Annotated in this window: 14 protein-coding genes and 1 tRNA gene; 7 read left to right on the forward strand and 8 right to left on the reverse strand. The window is 67.8% G+C overall.

Annotation, left to right across the window (positions count from 1 at the left end; genetic code table 11):
- Positions 1 to 112: 112 nt before the first annotated feature.
- From ASF68_RS02355 to ASF68_RS02370, 4 genes are read left to right on the forward strand one after another with little or no spacing between them, the layout of a single operon-like run.
- On the forward strand, positions 113 to 1,447 hold the full coding sequence (locus tag ASF68_RS02355) for an O-acetylhomoserine aminocarboxypropyltransferase/cysteine synthase family protein (RefSeq protein WP_056011239.1): 1,335 nt from the start codon (positions 113 to 115) through the stop codon (positions 1,445 to 1,447).
- A 2-nt stretch (positions 1,448 to 1,449) separates the two neighbouring features.
- Complete coding sequence (locus ASF68_RS02360; RefSeq protein WP_056006312.1) at positions 1,450 to 2,760, forward strand: LLM class flavin-dependent oxidoreductase; 1,311 nt, start codon at positions 1,450 to 1,452, stop codon at positions 2,758 to 2,760.
- A 60-nt stretch (positions 2,761 to 2,820) separates the two neighbouring features.
- Positions 2,821 to 3,813: a putative oxygenase MesX gene (locus ASF68_RS02365; protein WP_056006315.1), complete on the forward strand. Its 993-nt coding sequence runs from the start codon at positions 2,821 to 2,823 to the stop codon at positions 3,811 to 3,813.
- Positions 3,810 to 4,871 carry a methionine synthase gene (locus ASF68_RS02370; RefSeq protein WP_056006317.1) on the forward strand — a complete coding sequence of 354 codons (1,062 nt, stop codon included), beginning with the start codon at positions 3,810 to 3,812 and terminating at the stop codon, positions 4,869 to 4,871. The genes ASF68_RS02365 and ASF68_RS02370 overlap by 4 nt, the downstream gene beginning before the upstream one ends.
- Before the next feature lie 111 nt (positions 4,872 to 4,982).
- On the opposite strand, the gene imm47 is transcribed toward ASF68_RS02370, so the two are convergent.
- On the reverse strand, positions 4,983 to 5,777 hold the full coding sequence (gene imm47, locus ASF68_RS02375; protein ID WP_056006320.1) for an Imm47 family immunity protein: 795 nt from the start codon (positions 5,775 to 5,777) through the stop codon (positions 4,983 to 4,985).
- Between the two features lie 342 nt (positions 5,778 to 6,119).
- On the opposite strand from imm47, the gene ASF68_RS02380 reads away from it, so the two are divergent.
- Positions 6,120 to 6,195 (forward strand) — tRNA-Val (locus tag ASF68_RS02380).
- A 425-nt stretch (positions 6,196 to 6,620) separates the two neighbouring features.
- Positions 6,621 to 7,001 carry a nuclear transport factor 2 family protein gene (locus tag ASF68_RS02385; protein ID WP_056006324.1) on the forward strand — a complete coding sequence of 127 codons (381 nt, stop codon included), beginning with the start codon at positions 6,621 to 6,623 and terminating at the stop codon, positions 6,999 to 7,001.
- 151 nt (positions 7,002 to 7,152) lie between these two features.
- Here the strand turns inward: ASF68_RS02385 and ASF68_RS02390 are convergent, their stop codons facing one another.
- From ASF68_RS02390 to ASF68_RS02420, 7 genes are all read right to left on the reverse strand, one after another.
- Positions 7,153 to 9,189: a beta-galactosidase gene (locus tag ASF68_RS02390; RefSeq protein ID WP_082498448.1), complete on the reverse strand. Its 2,037-nt coding sequence runs from the start codon at positions 9,187 to 9,189 to the stop codon at positions 7,153 to 7,155.
- The gene (locus tag ASF68_RS02395; protein WP_056006328.1) at positions 9,186 to 11,357 is read right to left on the reverse strand and encodes a glycoside hydrolase family 36 protein; all 2,172 of its coding nucleotides are present in this window, start codon (positions 11,355 to 11,357) and stop codon (positions 9,186 to 9,188) included. The genes ASF68_RS02390 and ASF68_RS02395 overlap by 4 nt, the downstream gene beginning before the upstream one ends.
- Positions 11,350 to 12,246 (reverse strand): ABC transporter ATP-binding protein, encoded by an 897-nt coding sequence (locus ASF68_RS02400; protein WP_056006330.1) that lies wholly within the window; start codon positions 12,244 to 12,246, stop codon positions 11,350 to 11,352. The genes ASF68_RS02395 and ASF68_RS02400 overlap by 8 nt, the downstream gene beginning before the upstream one ends.
- Positions 12,243 to 13,133: an ABC transporter ATP-binding protein gene (locus ASF68_RS18640; RefSeq protein ID WP_056006333.1), complete on the reverse strand. Its 891-nt coding sequence runs from the start codon at positions 13,131 to 13,133 to the stop codon at positions 12,243 to 12,245. The genes ASF68_RS02400 and ASF68_RS18640 overlap by 4 nt, the downstream gene beginning before the upstream one ends.
- A complete protein-coding gene (locus ASF68_RS18645; RefSeq protein WP_056006335.1) occupies positions 13,130 to 14,164 on the reverse strand; it encodes an ABC transporter permease in 1,035 nt (344 codons plus the stop codon). Before ASF68_RS18645 ends, ASF68_RS18640 begins: the two co-directional genes overlap by 4 nt.
- A gap of 64 nt (positions 14,165 to 14,228) precedes the next feature.
- Positions 14,229 to 15,218 carry an ABC transporter permease gene (locus ASF68_RS02415; protein ID WP_056006338.1) on the reverse strand — a complete coding sequence of 330 codons (990 nt, stop codon included), beginning with the start codon at positions 15,216 to 15,218 and terminating at the stop codon, positions 14,229 to 14,231.
- 64 nt (positions 15,219 to 15,282) lie between these two features.
- Positions 15,283 to 16,986 carry an ABC transporter substrate-binding protein gene (locus ASF68_RS02420; protein ID WP_056006341.1) on the reverse strand — a complete coding sequence of 568 codons (1,704 nt, stop codon included), beginning with the start codon at positions 16,984 to 16,986 and terminating at the stop codon, positions 15,283 to 15,285.
- A 165-nt stretch (positions 16,987 to 17,151) separates the two neighbouring features.
- Here ASF68_RS02420 and ASF68_RS02425 point away from each other — a divergent pair, with 165 nt between their 5' ends.
- Positions 17,152 to 19,383 carry an alpha-galactosidase gene (locus tag ASF68_RS02425; RefSeq protein ID WP_082498449.1) on the forward strand — a complete coding sequence of 744 codons (2,232 nt, stop codon included), beginning with the start codon at positions 17,152 to 17,154 and terminating at the stop codon, positions 19,381 to 19,383.
- Positions 19,384 to 19,423: the final 40 nt, after the last annotated feature.

Below are 19,423 nucleotides of genomic sequence, written 5' to 3' on the forward strand. Positions count from 1 at the left end.
TCCGTCATGTCCTGGCGCGTACCCGCCGCGACCTGCCAGGCTCCCGGAATCAGCCTCCCAGGCGCCCGGACAGGAGCATCCCGTGACCATCACCGCCCCGGCAGCCGCCGCGATCTCGCGATCGGCGCCCGCACCGCAGTCCTCCGCGGCTGCTGGCTTCTCGACCCGTCAGGTGCACGCGGGAGCCGTGCCCGACGGTGCGCACGGGGCGCGGGTCACCCCTGTGCACCTCAGCGCCGGCTTCGTGTTCGACAGTTTCGAGCATGCACGGGAGCGGTTCGCAGGCGAGGACGAGGGGTACCTGTACACCCGCAACGGCAACCCGACCACCGAGGAGGTCGAGCGGCGGATCGCCGACCTCGAGGGCGGGGCAGAGGCGATCCTGGTGGCGAGTGGGCAGGCGGCTACCGCCTCCGCACTCTTGGGGATCGTGCAGGCCGGCGACCGGGTGCTCTCGTCGCGTCGGCTGTACGAGGGCAATCGCGGGCTGTTGGTGCAGAACTTCGGACGGCTCGGGATCGGTGTGGACTTCGTCGACGACGCCGGCGATCTCGAGGAGTGGGAGCGCCGGATCGGACCCGACACCCGCGTGCTCTTCGGTGAGCCCATCCCGAATCCCAAGAACGACCTGCTCGACGTCCCGGCGCTGGCGGCGATCGCCCACCGGCACGGGCTCCCGTTCGTCGTCGACAACACGCTCGCCACTCCGTACCTCCTGCGGCCGATCGAGCACGGGGCCGACGTGGTCGTGCACTCGACCAGCAAGTTCCTGGCCGGGCACGGCGCCGCCCTCGGTGGCGTGATCGTCGATGCCGGCACGTTCGACTGGGGCGCGCGACCCGCGCTCTTCCCGCACCTGAACCAGGCGGAGCGCGCGTTCGACGGGCGCAGCTGGGCCGAGCAGCGCGGCAGGCGCGCGTTCGTCTCCTACACCCGCGACATCGTGGTGTCGCGCCTCGGCCCGACGCCGTCGCCGCTGAACTCGTTCCTCCTCCGGCAGGGCATCGAGACGCTGTCGCTGCGGGTGGAGCGGCACTCGAGCAACGCCCTCGCCGTCGCCCGCTTCCTCGAACGACAGTCCGAGGTCGTCTCGGTGGACTACTCCGGTCTGGAGTCGAGCCCGTCGTTCGCGCTCGCGCAGCGGCTACTCCCCCGCGGTCAGGGCTCTGTCTTCTCGTTCACCGTGGCCGGAGGCGAAGCAGGCGCCGCCGCCTTCATCGACGCCGTCGAGCTCTTCAGCCACATGACCCACCTCGGCGATGTGCGCTCCCTGGTGCTGCACCCGGCGTCGACCACGCACGCCGGGCGCACTCCGGCCGAGCGGGCCGCCGCCGGCATCCATCCGGGTCTTCTCCGACTGTCCATCGGCATCGAGGACGTCGACGACCTCCTTCGGGACCTGAACCGCGGGCTGGCTGCCGTGCGAGCCCTGGCCGCGGAGGCGTGAGCGTGACGCGTCGTCAGCACTTCGGCTGGTTCTTCTCCCGCGGATTCGGGCCGCAGGGCTGGGGGCATCCGTACCAGGAGTGGAACCACGACTGGACCAAGCCGGAGCTCTACCAGCAGTCGGCCCGCGAGCTGGAGCAGGCCGGCTTCGAGCTGATCGTCATGGAGGACGCCGTCTCGCTCGGCTCCCCGGACACGCTCGACCTGCGGGTGCGGGGAGCGTACGGCGGACCCAAGCACGATCCGCTCCTCCTGGCGCCCTACCTGTTCGCCGCGACCACTCGGATCGGGTTGGCGCCGACGATCAACGCCGGGATCACGCCGCCGTACCTGGCCGCGCGGCAGGCCGCGACGCTGCAGCACCTCAGCTCGGACCGTTTCGGGATCAACCTCGTCACCGACGTGGGCAGCGCCCGCCATGTCGGCCTGGAACCGCTGTCGCACGACGCGGCCTACGACCGGGCCGACGAGTGGATGGCGATCGTCCGCCAGCTCTGGCACAGCTGGGGCGAGGGCGCACTGGTCGCCGACGCCGGTTCGGGTCGATACGCCGACGGGGCGCGCATCGACGCGTTCCAGCATCGTGGTGAGCATTTCCGCGTGGACGGCCCGCTGAACGCCGTACCGTTCGCGAACGGCGACCCGATCGTCGTCTCGCCCGGCGGCTCCCCCCGAGGTCTGGCCTTCGCCGGCACGCAATCGGACGTGCAGCTCGCGCTCGCCCCGCTGGAGGCGCATGCGGTCCGTGCCTATCGGGCGAGAGTCCTCGCCGCGGCCCAGCTGCAGGGTAGAAGTGCCGACGACCTGCGGGTCCTCTTCGTCGTGAAGCCCGAGATCGTCTCGAGCCCCGAAGAAGCGGTGCGCGTCGTCGAGGCGTCGCGGCACCCCGATGAGAGCACGCTGCGGCAGATCGCGCTCGGCTGGTCCAGCGACCTGGAGACCGATCTGACGGGCCTGGATCTGGATCGCCCTGTCGAGCGGTCGGTCTTCGGCGAGCATGTCTCCCACGGCACGATCGCGGGCCTGTACGGCGAGACCGAGGACGCACCGCTGCGTGAGCTGCTCATCCGGAAGGCGCGCAAGGGCCTTGTCGCCGACCGCGCCGGCTTCGTGGGCACCGCGGAGCAGTTCGCCGACTTCGTCGAGGACCTCGGCGACGACGGCGATAACGACGGTTTCCTCTTCTCCGGGGACCTGCATCCGGTCACCCTGCATCGGATGCTCGACGACCTCGTCCCCGTTCTGCGGCGTCGCGGGGTGCTCCGCGACGAGCTTGCGTCCGGTGGGACGCGCGCGAACCTGTTCGGAACGTAGGTGCAGTCGCACATCCCGCGAGTCGAACCCCGCTCTGCCTCTCCTATCGAACGGCCGATCATGACGAACGAGTTCACCTTCAGTACGACCATCACCTCCTTCGACGAGGACTACTCGCCGGCGGAAAGCTCCCGGATCACCACCAACTTCGCCAATCTGGCCCGGGGTGCGCGCCGCAAGGAGAACCTTCGCACGGCGCTGGCGATGATCGATGACCGGTTCAACGACCTCGTGCCCGGCGACGATCCGAGCCGAGGCCGCTACACCGTCGGACTCGACATCGTCTCCGTGGGCCTGCGCCTCTCCGCGGACGGCGAGGACCGGGAGTTCCCGCTGCTGGAGGTCCTGCGCACGAGGATCATCGACCGCCGCACCGGTCGATGTCAGCCCGGAACCCTGGGGAACAACTTCTCGTCCTACCTCCGCGACCACGACTTCAGCGTGCGGCTGCCGGCGGTCAACGCCTCGCAGACGGAATTCACCGTCCCCGACGACTTCGGCGTGCTGCACGGCGCGCTCTTCAAGCACTTCCTCACCTCCGCGCAGTACGCGGAGCTCGCACCGACGCCGCCCGTCATCTGCATCAGCGTCTCGACGAGTCGGACGTACCGGCGCACCGGGAGCAGCCATCCGATCCTCGGCGTCGAGTACCGGCAGGACGAGCTCTCGCTGACCGACCGGTACTTCGCGCAGATGGGCCTGCGCGCCCGCTTCTTCATGCCGCCCGGCAGCGCGGCACCGCTCGCGTTCTACTCCGGCGGCGAGCTGCTCGAGGACTACTCGGACCTCCAGCTCGTCGCCACCATCAGCACCATGGAGACGTTCCAGAAGATCTACCGGCCCGAGATCTACGGTGCGCGCTCGGTGGCCGCCGACGTCTACCGGCCGAACCTCGAGGAGCAGGACTACGCGCGGCCAGCGGTCGCCTACGACCGAGAGGAGCGAGGCCGGCTCGCGATCGAGCAGGGGCAGTTCGCGGACGAGCACCTGATGAAGCCTCACGGGGAACGGCTGCGGCAGTGGGCCGCCGGGCACACGGAGGCGGTCCGATGACCGCCCGCGGATCCTCGACGGCCCTCCCGCTCCTGCCCACCTCGATCGTCGGCAGCCTGCCGAAGCCGTCCTGGCTCGCACAGCCCGAGACCCTGTGGTCGCCGTGGAGGCTGACCGGCGACGCCCTGGTCGAGGGGAAGCAGGACGCCCTCCGCGCAGCTGTCCACGAGCAGCTCCACCGAGGCCTGGACATCGTCAGCGATGGGGAGCAGACCCGTCAGCACTTCGTCACGACGTTCATCGAGCACCTCACGGGTGTCGACTTCGAGCGGCGCGAGACGGTGCGCATCCGCGACAGATACGACGCGAGCGTCCCGACCGTCGTCGGTGCCGTGGGCATCGAGAAGCCGGTGTTCGCAGACGACGCCCGGTTCCTGCGCGAGCAGACCGATCAGCCGATCAAGTGGGCACTGCCCGGCCCGATGACGATGATCGACACCCTCTCCGACCGTCACTACGGGAGCCGGGAGCAGCTGGCCTGGGAGTTCGCGACGATCCTCAACGAGGAGGCGAGAGCTCTTCAGGCTGCGGGAGTCGACATCATCCAGTTCGACGAGCCCGCCTTCACCGTCTTCTTCGACGAGGTGCAGGACTGGGGCGTGGCCGCTCTGGAACGGGCGGCTGAAGGACTCCGCGTGGAGACCGCCGTGCACATCTGCTACGGCTACGGCATCCAGGCGAACACCGACTGGAAGGCGACGCTCGGGTCGGAGTGGCGGCAGTACGAGAAGTCGTTCCCGCTCCTCCAGCGGTCCTCGCTCGACATCGTCTCGTTGGAGTGCCACCACTCCCGCGTCCCGATGGAGCTCATCGAGCTCGTCCGCGGGAAGAAGGTCATGCTCGGAGCCATCGACGTGGCGAGCGAAACCGTCGAGACGCCCGAGGAGGTCGCCGACACGCTGCGACGCGCCCTCCGGTTCGTCGACGCGGACCTGCTCCTCCCGAGCACGAACTGCGGCATGGCGCCACTGCCGCGAGACCTCGCCTGGAAGAAGCTGAGTGCACTGAGTGCGGGGACAGCCATCGTCCGCGAGGAGCTCGCCGCCTCGACGCCCTGACCATGCGGCAGTCCACCTGGCAGCCGACGGTCGCATCGACCATCTGCTCGGCGCAGCGGCACCATCGCGTCACCAGCACGAACCACCGGAGCACTGCACGGTCGCTCCGAGTCAGAGTCGATGGCCGTAGAAATACTTCGCCCCGCGGACCCAGTCCTGGCGACTGAGTGCGTCGACGTAGGCGTGCACAGCGTCGAGCCGGTCGCCGTTCATCTGCGTGTCGAAGTCGACGGGACAGTCGACGCCGGACCAGATCGACAGGAGGCTCCCCGGAACGATGATCCCTAGCTGCTCCCCGGAAGCCGCAGCGATCGAGGCGCGTTCGACGAGTCTCCGTGCCAACACCGCGGGGTGAGCGGGCTGACCGTAGAGGACGTATGCGGTCCGATCAGTCGACTGGATGGCGCGGCCGAAGTGCTCGGCGAGTTCGTCGGGGGACGGAGAATCGCCGAGTTCCGCCTGGAAGGGCACCAGACTGGCGATGGCCTGGAGTAGCGCCTCGGAGATCTCCGGGTCTTCGTTCCAGTCCTCGAGCAGAGCGAGCATCGGAGCCACAGCCTCGATGGACATCATCGATGTGGTGCTGTGCGCGAAGGTGACGACCGTGGACGGAGCGGCCTTCGTCAGGAATGCCATCGTCTCGAGGTCGGCCAGGTCGTCGTGCGTCGCAACCGACGCGAACACTCGGACAGCGAAGTCCGTGAATGGCTGGTGGCGCACCGTATTGAGGAGATCGATGAGGATGCTCTTCGAATCGAAATCACCGACCCTGAAGGAGTCGAGTGCTGCGAGAAGATACTCGTCCGGCGTCCGCGCGGCACGCAGTGCTGCTGCGCGATCCGCAGCCGTCGCGCTCGATACTGGACCGAACCATTTGCTGCGTTGCATCTCGATGGAGATCGTCACGGCTGGCTCCTCTCGCTCCTCGAGCCTACCCGTCGCTCCCACGCCATGACGCGGATGCAGAAGGCGATCACTTCGGTGCGCTCGAGGCGGTGTGCCGAGTGACTTTGTCGAGTCCCCGACGAGCAGGAATCCGCACACCGAGGTTTGGTCGAGTGCCTGGAGTGGTTGCGTGCCGATGCGCGGGCCGACCTCCGTGTGAGCTATGAGCACTCCGAATCGTGCCCCATATACTGCGCGAGCCGACTCAAGTCGCGCGTCCTGGAGGGGTTGACGAGCGTTCTGAACCCGACGGCGACTCCCGGTAGACTCAATGCGTCGCTTCGGGTATTCCCATCCGAACGCGGGCCTTTAGCTCAGCTGGTAGAGCGCCACGTTTACACCGTGGATGTCGTCGGTTCGATCCCGGCAGGGCCCACCAGGTGAAGATCGCCGAGATCATGCGGATCTCGAGGGTTTTTGGTCGCGTCGCGCCACGCTCGGATATGGACGCGGAGTGTTGGATACGTCCCCGTGGCGTCCCCGTGCAGAGCCACCCTGAGCTTGCGCTGGCCTGCGCAGAGAGCGTTGCGTTGCCTGCGTTGCAAGAGAACCCGTTGACTCTCGATCGGATGTCTCAGTGGGGCAACCCGTTCCAGGGGTGCCTCTGGTTGTGAACGGCCTGAACGGCGGAAGGGTAGTCGCCCAGGAGCGCGCCGATCCGCGCCACTGCGCGCAAAGTGGCGTTGCTGCTGCGGGACGGTGCTGACGACACGACGCACCTCAGCGCCCGACGTTCACGGTGCTCCGAAAACGATCGTTTTCGGTCAGGCACAGTCCGCGGAAACCGCACGCTAGCCTCATCACATGACGACACGGGACGATCAGGGGCGCTCCGTCGACCAAGCCCAGGAGGCTCTTCACGAAGCCATGCGCGGTGGCGACGTGAGCCATCTTCGCGAGTTGCTATACGAGGGCCTGGCCTTCGAGCTGCCGGGCGAGTCAGTGATTGGCCGTGCAGCCGATCTCGATGCTCATGCCTCGGGTGCGACGCGATTCGACAAGCTGTCGGAGCTTCATCGGTCAACTCTGGAACATGATGGTCATGGCCGGACATCGTCGCTCGTGGACATCGTCGTATTCGATGGAGGCCACCGCATCGAGGCTCGCATGATGTACCGCCGCTATTGGTCGATCATCGAGGGTCGTTGGCAGGTAGTGGCGGGCAGCGCCGAACCGTCCGCATAGAACTCCTCTTACTCCGGCCCGACCAGCAAGCAGCGGAATGCTCAGCATCGCGAGTGTCGCGTGGGACGCGAAGGACGACATCGCCGACGCGCTCCAGCACACCCCGCATCAGTCGAACCACAGGATCCTCGTCAACGAACACGACTGCGTACTACTCCCTCAGGACGACGACCGCGCCCGGCGCGAGCGGCACCCGTCCCTCGTGGGCTGTACCCGTCAACAGGTCGACACCGGACGCCTCGGCCCAGCCCTCCTCGTCCCGATGGTTGACGAGGAAGAGGTAGGACCGGTCGGCGCTCGACCGGCGGACCGCCTCGACACCCGTCGACACGCTCGCGACCGGTTCGATCGGGGTCTCCTCCAAGAGCTGGTCGATCAGTGCACCCAGGCTCGACGCATCCAGGTCGGCGGAGAGGTACCACGCCGTCCCACGACCCACGCGTCGACGAGTGATGGCGGGGAGTCCTGCGACCGCGCCATCCGAGTAGCTGGCGATGACGTCCACTCCCTCCGCTGCGGACGGTGCTTGCAGGACCTCGGTCCAGCGGGCGGCGGTCCAGCCGTTGTCGAGGCCGACGGTCTGCCCCTCCGCGAGTGGAGCGAACTCCTCCACCACGACGCCCAGTAAGGACCGGAACGCACCCGTGAACCCACCTGGGCGCACGGTGTTCACCTCATCCACGACCCCGGAGAACCAGGTGACGAGCACGGTCCCTCCGGCCTCGACGAAGGCTTCGACGGCACGCGCGTTGTCGTCCGAGACGAGGAACAGCCCCGGGACGACCACGATCCGGTAAAACGAGAGATCCGTCCACGGAGCGACCACGTCCGTCGTGGTGGCCCGTTCGAGGAAGGCGTTGTGCACGGCACGAGCCGTCTCGGAAGCACCCATCCGGTTGATGGGCTTGAGTCCGCTCCGCACCGCCCAGCCGGCCTCGTTGTCGTGCAGGATCGCGACGTCGGCCCGGGTGACGACGGTTCCGCGCACCTCCGCGAGCGCCGCGACGTCCTGACCGAGCGAGACCACCCGTCTGAACGCCCGACTGTCACGGCCGGCATGGGGCAGCATGGCGGAGTGGAACTGTTCTGTCCCGGACTTGGAGGCACGCCACTGGAAAAACATGACGCTGTCCGAGCCGCGCGCGACGTGCGCCAGGGCGTGGCGCGCGAGTTCTCCGGGTTCCTTGGGTTGGTTGATCGAGTGCCAACTCGACCCGCCGGTCGCGTGCTCCATGAGCATCCACGGGCCACCGCCGGACATGCCCCGCATCCGGTCGCCGCTGAAGGCGAGGTCCTGGTGCCGGAGCGGGTCCGGACCGTAGGTGTAGTGGTCGTTCGCGACAACGTCCATCTCGACCGCCCAGCGAGTGTAGTCGACGACATCCGGACCGAGCCCGACCATGAAGTTCGTAGTGATGGGCAGGTCTGTGTGCTCCAGCAGGACGGCCCGTTCCGCGCGATACTGCTCGAGGAGTTCGTCCGAGGAGAACCGTTCGTAGTCGAGCAGCTGGCCCGGGTTGTGCGCCGTCGCCCCGCTCGGTGTCGTGACCTCTTCGAACGATGAGTAGCTGTTCCCCCAGAAGGCCATTCCCCAGGCAGCGTTGAGCGCTTCGACGGTGGTGTACTTCGCCTCCACCCACTCGCGGAAGCGGTCGTTCGACACGGGGCAGTGACAGCGCGCGTTCCCGCCGCCGAGCTCGTTGCTGACGTGCCACATCCGGACCGCCGGGTGACCGGCGACGTGCGCGGCGAGTCGCTCGACGATGCGCAGGGCGAACCGCCGGAACACCGGTGACGATGGGCAGAAACCGAGGCGGCCTCCCGGCGCGAGCGGGTGCCCGTGTTCGTCCTGCGGCAGGATCTCCGGGTGGAGACGGTGCAACCACATCGGCACCGCAGCGGTCGGCGTCGCGAGGTCCACCGCGATCCCGTTCTCGTGCAGGACATCGAGCATCCGGTCGAGCCAGGTGAAGTCGAACACCCCCTCCCGCGGTTCATGCACGACCCAGGAGAACACTCCGAGCGTCACGAGGTTGACGCCGGCCTCCCGCATCAACACCATGTCCTCCAGGACGGTCTCCCACGGCCACTGCTCGGGACTGTAGTCGCCACCGAACGAGAGCGTCTCGGTGGGCCAGGCCGCGGTCATCGGTCGGCTGGGCTCGGTCGTCTCGGTGCTCCTGGTCATGCCGGGGAATCCTTCGTCGTGGTCGGTGCTTCGGGTTCGGGGGTGAGGGTGAGGACGCGGGCGGTGGGCGCCGCTGTCGAGACGGAGACCGTCAGCTCGCCGGACGGTGCATCCCAGCGCCAGGCCCAGCCGTCGGTCTCACTGGGGAAGAACGGGGCCACGACGACCTCGCGTCCGCGGTAGTGCGGCACGGGGATCACCACGGTCTCGGAGGCGCCGGGGCGACGCCACAGGCTGAGGCGCGCGCCGTCGGCGTTCCGGAGTCCCAACGCCACCCACGGGTCATCCCACGCAGGAAGCCCGAGTGGCCAGAACGGCAGCGACTGCTCGATGTCGGCGAGGACGAGCTGCTGCGCGGCGACCGCCTCGCGCACCAACTCGACCTCGACCGGCTCCATCCGGTTGAGGTATCCGGAGAGGTACATGCGGCCGAGGATCCCGTTGACGAGGGCGAACACCATCGCTTCCCGGCCGGATCCGGTGAGTGGGTAGGCCCAGTTCCCCGCCTGCTCGGGGAGCATCGACGCGGGCGCGGCGGCTGCGATCGTCGCGTACATGACGGGGTCCTGCTGATCGGAGGTCGACTGGAGGTGCAGCCGGGAGAGCATCGCCGAGTCCATTCGCATCGCGCCGGAGGCACAGCTCTCGAAGAGCAGTGACGGGTGACGCTCCTGCACGTCGTCGAGCAGATCGAGCAGCGCCCGGTTGTGCTCCAGGAGCCCTGCGCCGGGAGCCAGTCCTCCCGCGTCGGTGCCCGGACCGGTCATGGTGTTGGAATCCATCTTGATGAAGCCGATGCCGTGGTCCGCGACGAGGCGGTCGATGACACCGTCTACGTGCGCACGGGCGGCCGGGTCACGCAGGTCGAGCAGGTGTCGGCCGTGCTCGGCGATGCGGATGCCCTCGCGGGAGAAGAAGGCCGATTCCGGGAGTGCGCGTCCCGAGGTCGCGAGCGCGAGGGGCGAACGGACGCCGATTACCTCGGGCTCCAACCAGAGTCCTGCGATCATCCCGCGTGAGCGGATGTGGTCGATGACCTCGTCGATGCCGCCGGGGAACCGGCTCGCGGCCGGCAGCCACTCCCCGACCGTGTCCCACCAGTGGCCCTCGGCATACCACCCGGCATCGATGCAGAAGAGGTCTGCTCCGGCGTTGGCCGCCGCATCGATGAGCGGCAGCAGTGTCTCCGTGGTCGGATCCCCCATGAGCGTGTTCATGTAGTCGTTGAACACGATCGGGAGGGTGTGGTCCGCCCCACGCAGGTGGCGCGTCGCTCGGCGCTGCTCAGTCAGCGCGCCGAGCACCTCGTCGACGCCGCCGTCGGCGAAGGCGACCGATGCCGGCACGGAGGTGAACTGCTCGCCTGATGCGAGTCGGACACTCCACTGGTTGTCCTGATCCGTCGGGCCGGTCAGCAGCAGATAGGCACCGTGACGCGTCTCGCCGAGCTCGTATCCCCAGGGCCCGTTGTGCTCGACCTGCCACGCCAGCGCGTATTCGCCGTTGGTCGCGAGGAGCACCGCGGTCGGCGCCTGCTCGCCACTCGACCACGACCCGCGGTTCGCGACGTGGATGCGACTGCGCGGCGGCTGGTGCTGCACATCGCGGTCGATGCGGGCGAGTCCGATGTCCCGGAGAGGCTTCGTCGTCCAGCGGCTCTCAGCGACCCAGTCGTTCGCCGCGGAGGCGAGGACGAAACCGTCGACCTCGGGGGCCGCGGTGAGGAAGGCCCCGGTGACGAACGTGGAGACGAAATCGAGGACGACCGGCTCTCCGGCGGTGACCTCCGTCCACGTGCGGAAGGCGCTGACTTCCGGCCGCAACTCGAAGACACTCGTGACGCTGAGACCGGTGTCCACGTCCCTCTGCTCGATCCGCAGTGTGTGGTCGTCCTCGAGCCGGTGGGACCGATATCGCAGCCGTGCTCCGATGACCGTGTCGACGTGTCGGAAGCTGCCGGGGAACCGCCCGTGGCCGAACGCGGACACCTCCACGAGCGGCTGCCGCAGCGCCTGCCCGAGGATCGGGACGGCGCGGTCGACGCCGCCGCGCGACCCGATGCCGACGAGAGCGACCGGTTCGTCAGGACCCGACGCGAACGCCAGTTCCAGCGCCTCGTTCCCCCACCGGAGCAGGTGCTCCTCACCCGCGTCGTGCCGCTCAGACACGCGCCGGCGTCCGGTCCGCGGATTCCCAGGAAGCGGTGTGGTGGTTGTAGCAGACGGAGTTGTCGAGCAACGCCCGGTCCGGTGCCGCCTCGCTCGACACGACCTTGCCGACCTTCTCCGGGTCGGGCGCCGCGAGCGCGAGCAGCTTCGTGTAGTCGTGCTGGGGGTTGAGGATGACGTCGTCCGCCGGTCCCCGCTCGACGACCCGTCCGTGGTACAGCACCAGGATCTCGTCCGAGAAGTGCCGTGCGGTCGCGAGGTCGTGCGTGATGTAGAGGACCGCGAGGTCGTCCTCGCGCTGGAGTCGACCCATCAGGTTCAGCACCCCGAGGCGGATCGACACGTCGAGCATCGACACCGGCTCGTCGGCGATGAGCACCTGTGCGCCCGGAGCGAGCGCGCGGGCGATGGCCACGCGCTGCCGCTGTCCACCCGAGAGCTCGTGCGGGCGGCGTGCCGCCATGTCCTCGGCCGGAGTCAGGTTCACGCGTTCCAGCATCGTCAGCACCTGCTCGTGCACGGCTCCCGCCCCGGAGGCCCGGCGATGGATCCGGATGGGCCGTGCGATGTGGTGCTCGATCGTGTGAAAGGGGTTGAGCGAGGCGAACGGGTCCTGGAACACCATCTGCACGTGGCGTCGGTAGAGCGAACGGGGCACCGTCGCACCATCGTCGAGGGTCACTTCGATCTGGCCGGACGACGGGCGTTCCAGGCGCGCGAGCATCCGAGCGATGGTCGACTTCCCCGACCCCGACTCCCCCACCAGCGCTACGGTGCGTCCTGGGACGAGGTCGAAGGACACCCGGTCGACCGCTCGGAACGCCGTCCTCTTCAGCCCCTGCTTGATGGTGAAGTCCTTCGTGAGGTCTGTGACGCGGATCGTCGTCATGACGCATCCTCCTGTTCTTCGTCGACACCGGTCCGGATGAAGGCACCGCGGGAGCCGCTGAGGCTCGGGAACGATTGCAGCAGCCGCTGGGTGTATGGATGCTCGGGCTCGCGGTAGATCTGATCCGCGGTGCCCAGCTCGACGATCTCGCCCTCGAGCATGATCGCGATGCGGTCGCTGATCTCGAGGAGCAGCGGGAGATCGTGCGTGATGAAGATGACCGCGAAGTCGAGTTCGTCCCGCAATCGCACGATCTCCCGCAGGATGTCGCGCTGGACGACCACGTCGAGTGCGGTCGTCGGCTCGTCCATGATCATGACCTGCGGTTCGAGGAGCATCGCCATGGCGATCATCACGCGTTGGCGCATGCCGCCCGACAGCTCGTGCGGGTACGAGCTCAGTCGGGACCGGTCGACCCCGACCCGCTCGAGGACGTCGCCCGCCCGTTGGACACGCTCCTTCCTCGACAGCTGAGGCCGGTGCGTGATCAGCACGTCGCACAATTGCGCCCGCACGTTCGTGACCGGATTGAGGGCGTTCATCGCCCCTTGGAAGACCATCGACAGCTTCGTCCAGCGGAACGTCCGTAGCTCCTCGTCCTCGAGCGCGAGGAGGTCGACGTCACTGCCGTCGCGGTCGTGGAAGGTGATGCTCCCCGAGGAGATCCGCGCCGGCGGCTTGTGCAGGCGGTTGATCGCATACGCGAGCGTGGTCTTCCCGCAGCCTGATTCTCCAGCGAGCCCGAGGATCTCCCCTGGTGCGAGGGACAGCGTCGCGTGCTTGACCGCTGTGACCGGGTGTTCGACCTCGTAGACGACCGAGAGGTCGTCGATCGTGACCACGGCCGGCCTGGTCGACCGTCGCGACGGCGTTTCGAGGAGCGTCATGCCCGTGCCTTCCTGTCGGATTCAGAGCTTGCGCTGTCGCGCTTCGCCGTCGCACGCTCCAGCCGCGCGGCCGTTTTGGCCCGCTTCCGGTGCAAGCGGACGTTTTTCAGCTTGGGGTTGATGATCTCGTCGATGGAGAAGTTGATGAGCGACAGGCCCATGCCGAACAGGGCGATGATGAGACCGGGCGGACCGAACCACCACCAGGCACCGAGCGGCAGGGCGAACCCGTTCTGCGCGTAGAACAACATGGTGCCGAGTGTCGACGAGTTCGACGCACCGAGCCCGAGGAATGACAGGCCCGCTTCACCGAGGATCGCCGCGATGACGGCGAACACGAACTGGGACGCGAGCACCGGCAGCAGGTTCGGCAGGATCTCGACCGCGATGACGCGACCTGCCCGCTCGCCGGCGACCCGGGAGGCGGCGACGTAGTCCCGACTGCGGATGGAGAGCGTCTGGGCTCGGAGGACGCGACTGGATGCGGCCCACCCGGTGATCGCGAGCACGACCGCGATCGTCCAGAGACCCCGCTGCTCCGGTGGGACGAAGCCGGAGATCACGATCACGAGCGGCAGCCCGGGGATCACGAGGAACACGTTCGAGAACAGTGAGAACGCCTCATCGGTGAAGCCGCCGATGTACGCGCCGAGGATGCCGAAGAACGCGGACAGGATCGTCGCGAGCACTCCGACGATGAGCCCGATCTGCAGCGAGCCGGCTGTCGCGTACGCCAGCTGGGCGAAGACGTCCTGCCCGGTCTGCGTCGTGCCCAGGAGGTGCTCGGCACTCGGCGGCTGCAGACCGTCGTCGCGGATGGTCGTCGGGTCGCCGACGAGCAAGGGCCCGACGAGTCCGAAGAGCGCAATGCCGCCGACGAGGATGAGACCGACGGCGAGCCACGGCGTCATGGTCGGCAGCATCATCCGCCAGGCCGATCGCGGTTTCTTCCCTCGCTCGGCGGCGGCGGTCGCGAGGGCCCGTGTCGCGTCGGGCACGTTGGGTTCGGTGCGAGGAGCGAGGTTCGTCATCGGCTGAGTCCTTCCAGAACGATCGGCTGCGCCAGGAGTGGGACACACATCGTGCGCCCGGGCATCAGACGCTCACCCGGGTGCGCGGGTCGATGAGCCCGTAGAAGAGGTCGACGATGAGGTTGGCCCCGAGGACGGCGAGCGTGATGTACAGGAAGATGCCTTGCATCAGCGCGTAGTCGTTGTTGGTGACCGCCGAGAGGAGCTTCGACCCGATGCCCGGATACGAGAACACCTGCTCGGTCACGATCGACCCGGACACGACGAACCCGAGTGAGATCGCGAAACCGGCGACCGACGGCAGGACCGCGTTCCGCGCCGCGTAGTTGCGGAGGATGCGCCCCTGGCTGAGCCCCTTCGCCTGGGCCGTGAGGATGTAATCCTCGGACAGCGTCGAGACCATCATGTTGCGCATGCCGAGCAGCCAACCGCCGAGCGACGCGATGACGATCGTCAGTGCGGGAAGGAACCCGTACTGCACGGCCGAGGCGATGAACTCCCAGGAGAAGCCCGGATCGAGGACGACGTCGTAGCCGCCCTGGGAGGGGAAGAGCTTGAGCGTCGTCGCGAACACGTAGACGAGGATCAGGGCCAGCCAGAAGTACGGCACCGCCGCGAGCAGCGTGGTCGCCGGCACGAGGGAGTCGAGCCAGGTGCCAGGCTTCCACCCCACGATCGCGCCGAGGGAGACGCCGATGATCGTCGCGAGGACGGTCGAGATGCCGACCAGCACGATCGTCCACGGGAGTGAGGTGCTGATCACCTCGGTGACCGGCGTCGGGAAGTAGCTCACCGACACCCCCAGGTCACCGCGGAAGACGTTGACGAGGTAGTTCCAGTACTGGAGGGGCAGCGGATCGGAGGAGTCGCCGCCGAGCAGGAGCTCGTAGGCCTTGCGCGTGTCCGGGGTGACGATGCCACCCCGTTGCTGCAGCTTGGCCAGCAGGATGTCGACCGGGTTGCCGGGCAACAGTCTCGGGATCAGGAAGTTGAGGGTCAGGGCAGCCCAGAGGGCGACGAGGTAGAACCCCAGCTTGCGGACGAAGTAGTTCACGACGTCCCTCCCCCGTGCCGCGTTTCCTGCTTGTGCTCCTGCTCCTGCTCAGCGGCGATCATCGTCACTTCCCCGTCGGCTTCAGTGCCTTGAAGATCTCCGCGTTGTCCGGAGATGCCCAGATCGCGGGGAAGGCGTACAGGTTGTCGAGCGTCGGCCAGCCGGTGAACTTCTCACTGTGGAACTCGCTGGTCGTCCCTCCGGTCATGATCGGGATGTACGGCATGTCCGCGACGATCTTCGCCTGGATGATGTCGAACTGCGCTTGACGTGCCGCGGTGTCGCTCGGGTTGGTCGCCTTCAGGACGGCCAGCGCGGCGTCGACCTCTGGGTCGCTGAAGCGGGCGATGTTCTGCGGCGCGATCTCACCGACGGGTGCCGTGAACGCGGAGTTGAAGTACTTGTCGTACAGGTAGTACGGGTCGGAAGCGGCACCCTGACCGAGGGAGTCGATCGCGAGCTGGTAGTTGCCCTTGCCCTTCTTGTCCGTCCACTCGTTCCACGAGGACTGCGCCACCTTGAGCTCGATGCCGGCCGCCTTCAGCTGCTGCGACATGGTGTCGATGGCGGTGATGTAGTCGGTCCAACCGGTGACGACCTCGACGGTGAGCGACAGCTTCGTGCCGTCCTTCTCGTAGATGCCGTCGGAGCCCTTCGACCAGCCCGCGCCCTCCAGCAGACCGGCGGCCTTCGCCGTGTCGGGGGTGTTCGGCGCGACGGGCTCGGCGATCGCCGGGGAGATCAGGTCCTGCTGGGTGGTGGTCAGCGCGAAGGTCGGTGAGATGTCGCTCGCGGTGTTCTGGAAGGCGAGCGAGTTCATCTGGTCGCGGTTCAGTGCTGAGTAGATCGCCTGCCGGACAGCCGGGTCGGTCTGCGGGCCGGCGCAGCCGAGCGCGGTACTCGAGCAGGTGAGCAGCGCCATCTGGTTCTGCGGGATCGTGATGGCCTCGTACCCGGGGTAGGTCGTGGACACGTTCTCGATGTCCGGCACCGGGCCGGTCTGCCAGTCGATCGACCCTGCCGCGAGCGCGTCGGCGCCCGCGGTGTTGCCAGAGAGCGAGAGGTAGCGGACCGCCTTCACGGCCGGCTCGCCGTCCCAGTACTTCGGGTTCGCGACCAGCGTGAAGGCTTGGGCTTTGAAGTTGCCGAGGGTGTACGGACCGGTGCCGACCGGCTTCTCCATGACGTCGGTCGTCGGGTCGGTGTCCTTCCAGATGTGCTCCGGAACGATCGGGGTGCGTCCGAGGAGCGTCGGTCCGCTCACGAAGGCCGGGTGGTCCCAGGTGAACACGACGTGCGTGTCATCGGTCGCCTCCACGGTCCCGTCGAAGCCACCGGTGTTGATCGACGGGGTCTTCAGCAGGAGGTCGAAGGTGAAGGCGACGTCCTTCGCGGTGAACGGCTTACCGTCGGACCAGGTCGCGCCGTCGCGGACGGTGACCGACAACTGCGTGCCGTCGTCGTTCCACGTGTACTCGGTGCCGAGGAGCGGCTTGTACGGGTCCGTGTTGACGTTGGTCACGAAGAAGAGCGACTCGTAGATGGTGCCGATGCCGCCGATCTGCGAGGGCGAGTACGGGTTGAAGTTGATCTGGTAGTCGCCCGACTGGCCGGTGTAGGCGACGAGCGTGTCGGACGCTGAGGCCGAACCGCTCGATCCGCTCGACGGAGAGCAGCCGGAGAGGAGGAGTGCTGCCGCGGCGGCCGCGACGGCACCCACGACCCAGGTGCGGCGACGGGGCCGGGAGCCCGTGGTACTGAGGAACATCGTTGATCCTTTCCCAGGGCGTTGACCGCGGGATGCAGTCGACGCCGACTTCGTGGTGGGGGTGGATATTTCCACCCGACACGTCCATTGTTACTTAGGTAAATTATGTGCGTCAAGCACTTCGGGCGAACTCGTCCCGATCCGACGCCGCACCGAAAGGGCCTCATGACAGACCTCCTGGACACGCAGCTTCACGGCGATGACGCCGAAACTCGACCCAGCTCCGCGCACCCCGTCGTCCTCCGGCGAGACGGCGTCTCCCTCGTCATCGACACCGGCGGTCACGATGCAGGCGCGCACAGCCGCGCGACCTTGCCGACCGTCCTGCACTGGGGAGCGGACGTCGGCGACCTCTCACCTGCGGCGATGCTCGACCTCGCCACAGCGCTCAGCCGACGATCCGGCGAGGAAACGGTGGACGCCTCATGGCAGGCTTCGATCCTGCCGGGTGAAGGCGACGCCTGGGCCGGTCGACCAGGTGTCCAGCTGAGACGCGACGGCGTGCCGCTGTACCCCCGCTGGTCGAACGTCGAGCCCGTCGCGGCCGCCGACGGGACCACGCTCACGACGATCGCACACGACCCGACGAACGCTCTAAAGCTGACCTCCACCATCGCCATCGAGGCGGGAGGCGTGGTCACGCTCACCCACTCCCTCGAACGGACACACGCGGACGCCCGAGCGTCGAGCACCCTGACCGTGGACTGGTTGGAAGCCACCCTGCCGGTCCCCAAGTCCGTCGACCACCTGACCACCTTCGCCGGGCGTTGGACGCGGGAGAAGGTGCCCAGCACGAGTCGAATGCCGCGCGGCTCCACCGTGCGGCAGACCCGACGCGGTCGCGGTGGCCACGACGCACCGAACATCTCCATCGCCTCGGTCGACGCTCCCCGGGACCGGCTCGGCGAACTGTGGGCGGTCCACCTCGGTTGGAGCGCCGACTGCACCTACCGCAACGACCGTCTCGCCGAAGCAGTCGACCTCATCGGTGCGGGCGAACTGCTCCGTGCCGGAGAGATCGAACTCGCTCCGGGCACAAGCTACACGACGCCGACCACCTACTTCGGCTGGTCCGATGCCGGCCTGGACGGACTCTCGCAGCGTTTCCACCGATTCGAGCGGGCACGTCCCAGTCATCCGCGCGCTCCCCGACCACTCGTCCTCAACACCTGGGAGGCGGTCTACTTCCACCACGACCCGGCCTTCCTCCACGAGCTCGCGGCGATCGCTGCGGACGTCGGCGTGGAACGCTTCGTCCTCGACGACGGCTGGTTCCTCGGCCGCCGGGACGACACCCGCGGTCTCGGCGACTGGTTCGTCGACCGCGACGTCTGGCCGGACGGTCTCGGCCCCCTCGCAGCTCGGGTGCACGAGCTTGGGATGGAGTTCGGCCTGTGGTTCGAACCCGAGATGATCAACCTCGACTCCGACCTGGCGCGGGCACATCCGGAATGGTTGCTCCACGCACCGGATCACTTCCCGACACCCGAGGGGATCTCGTGGCGCAGCCAGTTCGTCCTCGACATCGCCCGCGAGGACGCCTACGCGTACATCCTTGACCGCCTGCACCGTCTGGTCGGCGAGCTGGGCATCGACTTCATCAAGTGGGACCACAACCGCGATCTCGTCGAGGCGACGCACGACGGGCGACCGGGTACGCATCAACAGACGCGCGCCCTGTACCGCCTGATGGCCGAGCTCAAAGCGCTGCACCCCGGTCTCGAGATCGAGTCCTGCTCCTCCGGCGGCGCGCGCAGCGACCTCGGCATCCTGAGCGTCGCAGACCGCGTCTGGGCGAGTGATTCGAACGATCCGGTCGAACGACAGGACATCCAGCGCTGGACGCAGCTGCTCCTGGCGCCGGAACTCGTCGGAGGTCACGTCGGTCCGACCACGGCGCACTCGTCGGGAAGGACCACGGCGCTGTCGTTCCGCCTCGCGACCAGCCTGATGGGATCGGCGGGGTTCGAATGGAACATCGCGGAGTGCACCCCCGAGGAACGCGTCGTGATCACCCGCTGGGCCGCGCTCTACAAGGAGCTGCGACACGTGATCCACACCGGCACCGCCGTCCACGCGGATGTCCGCGATCCCGCGCTCCGCGTCGTCGGAGCGGTGTCCGAGGACCGCTCGGAAGCCGTCTACACCATCGCCAGCATCGCCACGCTGGAGGACTCCCTGCCCGAACGCATCAGACTCCATGGACTCGACACGACGGCCGACTACCGGATCCGGGTCCGCGACGAGATCGGACGGACGAGCCATGGATTCGCCACCCCGGAGTGGATCACCGCCGGAGACGTGACACTGCCCGGCTCGGTCCTGGACTCGATCGGCCTGCAGATCCCCCCACTGTGGCCGGCACAGGCGCTCGTCCTCCACGTCACACGGGCCTGAAGCCGACGTCGGGACCCGTCCGGCAGGACGGGTCCCGACG

It is taken from the genome of Plantibacter sp. Leaf314 (assembly GCF_001423185.1).
Lineage (GTDB): Bacteria > Actinomycetota > Actinomycetes > Actinomycetales > Microbacteriaceae > Plantibacter.